The following is a 6,049-nucleotide window of genomic DNA, read 5'->3' as shown; positions in this document are numbered from 1 at the left end:
GTCGTTGTCCTGACCATGGCCGGATTTTTCATTGCGTCTTTGTTCTAGTGTAGTGTCTTATAAATGCCTTTACAGTCCCTGTCATTCTAGCAAGCCTATGGAAAACCCTTTCGACCATCCCCCTGACCCCCTTCCTGTCCAGGAAGAGCCTTCCTACCGAGGAAGGGGAAAAAGATTATATCTGGGGGACACCGGCAGAATCTGGTTTCGGATTCTGCTAACGTCATTCTGTAAGAATGACGCCCAGACACCCCTGCTAAAGGGGGTTTCGCCCCTTCTGAGAGGCGCTCCCTCTGGACTCCCCTTTTTCATCACCCTGTTAGACTCGATCCGGGATACGTGTTTGCCCCCTGGATTCCAGCCTGCGCTGGAATTACATCAACATCCATCATACGTAAAGATATATACGAGACACTACTCTAGCCTTCACCACCGGACTACTCGTCGTCGTCATCGTCCTCTTCTTCGGTCTCGACCGCCGGTTCCTGGCCAGGGCTAATTTGAGGTATGATTGCCTCCGGTCTGTTTTTCTTGCGCGGTGAAGGTGGCCGGAGCCCATCAATCACCTGCCTGAGACGTATCAACTCCCCGGCCGGACTATCAGGCCCCGCAGCGAAAATCACGCCAGCGATGCCGGCATCCCACAGCATCTGGAGTTCATCAGCCCCTGTATTGGGTGGAATGGAAACCAGGAGCGGTTTTGCCAGCAGAGCGGCAAAGCGCCGATAGAGCATCAACTGTTCCCAGGTAATGGGACCGGATTCTTCCTGTTCGGCAGTGACCAGTACCGCGTCCACAGGCAGGTCATTGGCCGTCCTCAACTGTCCCTCGGGGACCGAGGACTCTATCTGGAGGACCATACCGACACCATCGTCCGGGAGGACCGTCAGCGCGGTATCGACTGCCGGGAAGACCACGAAATCACATCCAAGTTCGGCCACCCGGTCCATTTGCCCGCAGGCATCCGCCTCCAGCCAGACGCCCCAGGGTATATCCGGTATAGCAGCAACCAGTTTCTTGATGACACCGTCTCCCGCATCCACCCTTGAGATGCGCAGGAGGCCGGCGTCAGCGGCGCCGACGCCGGTCGCACTACCATCGGTCAGGACGGCAACAAGCTGTAGCTTTGGCTTTACCGCAGCCGACTGTGCAGTCCGGAACCCCATCGACGAGGCTGCTTGCGTACTTTGTGTCAATCTGTCAATGAATTTGCTCATAGGTAGTTATCACGCTCCGTATTCAAGCCGTCTGTTTCCGGTATTCTTCTCTTGCTTCCTCGAACCATTTGACACGCCCGGCAATCATTTCCCTGATGGGAAGATTGTAGGGGCATTTCTCCTCGCAGTCGCCGCACTCGGTACAGGTAGCCGCGCGCTCCATGGCAGTGGCAATACCTCCGGAGAACACCCGCTCCGGGGGCATTCGCTTGACGAAGCTCTGTATGTTCATGACTGTCGCTATCGGTATCTCCTGCGGACAGGGCTGGCAGTATTCGCAGCGCCGGCAGAACCTTGTACCCAGCTCATCCCTCATCCGTTGCATCTCGGCGAGTTCCGCCTCGGTCATCTGCTTCGGCCCCTGGTACAGCTTCACTATCTCTTCAATCTCCCAGGTCTGCTCGATACCCGGGATACTGACTACATCGGGGAATTGCAGGAGGTACTTGAAGGCAACGGCAGCGTTGTCCAGCATTCCCCCGGCCAGCGGTTTCATGACAATGAAGCCGACATCGTATTCTTTTGCCAGGGGAAGAAGCTCGTCGGCAGGCTCGCTGGTAATGAAGTTAAAGGGGAACATCAATGTCTCGAACTGTCCCGACTTCACTGCCTCCTTGGCGACATCCATGGTGTGTGAGGTAATACCGATGTGCCGTATTCTGCCCGCCTTCCGGGCGTCTTCCAGCACAGCCCGGGGGCCTGCGGGGTCGAGTACCGTTTCCAGGTCCTTGAAGGTACTGACACCGTGGAACTGGTACAGGTCAATGTAGTCCACTCCCAGCCGCTCCAGGCTCAGGTTGAGGTGTCTTTCAATGCCTTCACGGTCCCTGGCGCCGGACTTCGTTGCCAGAATCAAGCCCTTGCGCCTACCGGCAATGGCCTTGCCGATGCGCTCTTCGCTGGTGGTATAGGCATTGGCGGTATCAATGAACGTGATGCGGAGGTCCAGGCACTTCCGGACGACGGCCACGGCATCTTCTTCGGAAAGCCTCTGAATCGGGATACCACCGAAGCCCAGCCTGGTCACCATCATGTTGGTCTTGCCCAACCGAACTTTATCCATTTACCCCCCTGCTCTACGGCAATTCTACCTTCGGTGTCCGGTGCCCGGTCTATCGTGCCACCGGACTCACCGGCTGCTTCGTCTGAAATCTAGCTTAAACCATCGGTGGTAAAAAGACAACGCTGTCCGCATTGGTACCGCGGACAAAGATAGTATGGTGTATGACCTGCTGTTGCCCGTAACAACCAGGCCCCACCCCCAAAGGGTGGGGCTTCTTCTTTTCCAGCATCTATGCCGGTACCGGTCTGGCCCAAAACCGGATTCCGGTCTGCACCTAACTTTTTCGCTTGTTTTCCGTCATAAGACCGTGGATAATTGTATCAGTGCACGTATTGAGAGAGGTGGGGATATCTATGACAGGTTCAAAGATCGCAGTTACAGTCCTGAGTATTATTCTGGCAGGCACGCTCCTGGCAGGTTGTGGCGGCAAAAGCGACATTGCCGAGAAGCCTGAATACCAGCTGGTGCCGGTCCAGCGTGGTGACCTGGCGGTGGAAGTCACCGCCACCGGCAACCTGTTGTACGCATACGAGGAGGCACTGTCATTTGGCGTCCCCGGTACCATCGACGAGGTACTTGTGGAGGAAGGTGATGAAGTGGAGGAAGGGCAGTTGCTCGCCAGACTCGATAGTGCATCCACCATCTCCCTGGAGAAGGCGGAAGCCCAGGCCAGAATCAATCTGAGGAACGCCGAGGATAACCTGGAGGAGGTCCGGAACCCTTCTGCCGTAGTTGCTGCCCTGGACGTTGCCCAGGCTGAGCTTGCCGTTGTCAATGCCGGGATAGCCCTGGTGACAGCCCGGGATAACCTCGAAAAGGCCCTGGACCCCTACACCGAGTCTGATATTATCCAGGCTGAGCTTACCGTCATCAATGCCGAGGTGGCCCTGGACGCGGCACGGCACGCCTTCGAGTTAGCCGAAAATACGTACAATGGCAACCCCACTGTCCCCCAGTGGATTACGGACTATGAGCGGAAACAGAGGCAGCTCGCCCTTGCCGAGTTTGACCTTGCCGAAGCAGAGGAAAATCTGGCCGAGATGCAGGCCGGTGCCGATGCTTCTGAAGTAGAGCAGAAGCAGAAACTGTTGGCTGTTGCTGAAGCCGACATTGCCAGGGCGGAGGAGACTCTGGCCGAGACACAGGATGATGCTCTCCTTCCAGAACCCGACTCTCTGGACGTGGAATTGCAGCAAATCGAGGTTTCCAGTGCCCGGACTGCCCTGGATGAGGCCATCGAGAGACTGGAGATGGACACTATTGCGGCGCCATTTGCAGGAATCGTCACTTCAGTCAACATGGAAGCAGGCCAGGCAGTGAACGCCGGCACCGTTATCGTCCTCACCGACTCCACCAGGTTCGAAGCGACGATGCTGGTCAACGAGATTGATATCATGAATGTACAGGTGGGCGCTCTGGCCAGCGTTGAAATCGACGCCTTATCGGGGTTCGTGTTCCCTGCCACGGTCACCAGCGTCTCTCCTACAGCAGCCTCACAGCAGGGGGTGGTCAACTACCGTGTGAAAGCGGAGTTGATGTCCCTGACTCCGGCTAAAGGGGAGAAGGCACCGGAAGAAGAGGTCGAGCCGGTTTCCAGCATCGACGAGGTGCTTGATAAAGCAGTTGCCGATGGGCGTCTGACGCAGGAACAGGCGGACACCATGAAGGAACGCTTCGGGCAGGCAGGAGCGGGAATCACTGTGGAGCAGCTCGAGCAACTCATCGAGCGTTTTGCGCAGTTTGGTATCGGCGCCGCCCAGGGGAAGGCCGGACAGCAGGGGGGTCTCACCGGAGAATTGCTGGACAAGCTCCGTGGGAGCTTGAAACAGGGCTTCGGGGCGGGACCGTTGCCCGGCGTCTCACTGGAAGACATCCATCTCAGGGAGGGTCTCTCTGCCACTGTGAGTATAATCATCCAGCAGCGGAACAATGTACTCCTGGTATTCAACCAGGCGATTCAGCTGCAGGATGGAGCGACCTATGTTGAAGTGATACAGGATGGCGAGATATACCCGCGCCCGGTGGTAACCGGACTGAGTGACTGGCAGTACACCGAAATAGTCAAGGGCCTCAACGAGGGCGAGCAGGTAGTTATCTGGCAGACCACCGGCACATCGGCAACCACCGAGATACAGCAACAGAAGGGGGCGTTCCAAATGCTGCCTGGAGCAGGAAGGTTCACCAAATGATTCGACTTCAGGGCATAACCAAGGTCTACCCCATGGGTAAGAGAGAGCTTACGGTGCTTCGGGGGATAGACCTGCACATTGAACAGGGCGAGATAGTGGCCATCATGGGGCCCTCCGGCTCCGGTAAGACGACCCTGCTGAATATCGTCGGGTGCCTGGACGGGCCGACCGACGGCAGCTATCTCCTTGACGGTGGCGAGGTCAGCCGTCTCAGTAGCGGAGAGCTGGCCCAGGTCAGGGGTCAGAAGATAGGCTTCATCTTTCAGACGTTCAACCTGCTGCCTCAGTATACCGCCCTGGCTAACGTAGAACTGGGGTTGAGATATGCCTATCGCGGCAATCGTCACCGTGACCATGCCCTGGCGGCACTTGACAGGGTCGGTCTTTCCGACCGGGCAGGTCACCGTCCCACCGAGTTATCCGGTGGCGAGCAGCAGAGGGTGGCTATTGCCCGGGCGCTGGCAAAAAACCCGCCACTAATCCTCGCAGATGAGCCAACCGGCAACCTGGATAGCCGCTCCGGTGAAGAGGTGATGTCCATCCTGAGATCCCTGCACCACGAGCAGGCAATTACCCTGCTGGTGATAACGCATGACGACAATGTGGCGCGTCATTGCCAGCGTATTATACGCCTGTTGGATGGCCAGGTAGTGACTGAGGGGGTGGTCTGATGCGCTGGCTGGAACCGTTTTTCACCGCCTGGAGCGGCGTGGTGACGCACAAGCTGCGCAGCTTTCTGACCATCCTTGGGGTCGTCATCGGGGTAGCCGCGGTTATTGCCCTGATGTCCATCGGCAAGGGTACCGAGCAGTCCGTGGTCGCCAGCATAGAGAACCTCGGTGCCGACCTCCTTCTCATTTATCCCGGCGCTGCCACCGAGGCGGGCATCAGGAAAGCCAGCGGTACTATCGGGACTCTCACTGTGGAAGACGCGACGGCTATCTACGAGGAAATACCAAATATCGCGGCCGTTGCTCCCACCTACTCGACGTTTGTGCAGATCGTGGTTGCCGACCAGAACATGAACGCCCAGGTCAGCGGGGTGACACCGGGGTACCAGCAGGTGCAAAACCTGGAGATTACCCAGGGAAGCTTCATTTCCGAGTACGACTACCAGCGCAGCAGCCGGGTAGCCGTCATCGGTCTCAACGTGAAGGAGACCCTGTTCGGGGAAAGCAGTCCCATTGGCCAGACGCTACGCGCCGGGAACTATATTGTCCACGTTATTGGTGTCCTTGAGAGTAAGGGGGCATCGAAGCTTGGTAATACCGACGACGCCATCCTGATACCGCTGAGCACCCTGCAACTGATGCTGGGGCAACCACGGACCAGCCAGGGTGACCACGTAGTCGCTAGCATCGCCCTGACAGTCACGGACCGGGCCTACTCCAGTGAGGCTACTGAAGAAATAGCCAGTTTGCTCCGCTTCCGCCACCAGCTTGGCCCCGGCGTGGAAGACGATTTCACAGTCAGCTCTATGGAGGAAATCATCAGCAGCGTCACCGATGTCATCGGCAATATGACCCTGCTGCTGGGGGCAATAGCCGCAATATCGCTGCTGGTCGGTGGTATCGGGGTAA

General features: G+C 57.4%; 5 protein-coding genes. 3 read left to right on the top strand and 2 right to left on the bottom strand.

The annotated features are described in order from the left end of the window. Positions 1 to 437 precede the first annotated feature (437 nt). The gene (locus VMW13_09405; GenBank protein ID HUV45031.1) at positions 438 to 1,166 is read right to left on the bottom strand and encodes a hypothetical protein; all 729 of its coding nucleotides are present in this window, start codon (positions 1,164 to 1,166) and stop codon (positions 438 to 440) included. Positions 1,167 to 1,239: 73 nt separating this feature from the next. Beyond that, positions 1,240 to 2,280: an aldo/keto reductase gene (locus tag VMW13_09400; protein ID HUV45030.1), complete on the bottom strand. Its 1,041-nt coding sequence runs from the start codon at positions 2,278 to 2,280 to the stop codon at positions 1,240 to 1,242. Between the two features lie 353 nt (positions 2,281 to 2,633). Between VMW13_09400 and VMW13_09395 the strand changes: the two genes are divergently transcribed. The 3 genes from VMW13_09395 to VMW13_09385 all read left to right on the top strand — a co-directional run. Beyond that, positions 2,634 to 4,469: a biotin/lipoyl-binding protein gene (locus VMW13_09395; protein HUV45029.1), complete on the top strand. Its 1,836-nt coding sequence runs from the start codon at positions 2,634 to 2,636 to the stop codon at positions 4,467 to 4,469. Continuing rightward, the gene (locus VMW13_09390; GenBank protein HUV45028.1) at positions 4,466 to 5,140 is read left to right on the top strand and encodes an ABC transporter ATP-binding protein; all 675 of its coding nucleotides are present in this window, start codon (positions 4,466 to 4,468) and stop codon (positions 5,138 to 5,140) included. The genes VMW13_09395 and VMW13_09390 overlap by 4 nt, the downstream gene beginning before the upstream one ends. Then, positions 5,140 to 6,049, top strand: a 910-nt coding sequence (locus tag VMW13_09385; GenBank protein ID HUV45027.1) for an ABC transporter permease, incomplete at its 3' end; no start/stop codon positions are given. The genes VMW13_09390 and VMW13_09385, both read left to right, overlap by 1 nt.

Source organism: Dehalococcoidales bacterium, from assembly GCA_035529395.1.
Taxonomy (GTDB): Bacteria; Chloroflexota; Dehalococcoidia; order Dehalococcoidales; family Fen-1064; genus DUES01.
This window is presented reverse-complemented; position numbering and strand designations above follow the sequence as displayed.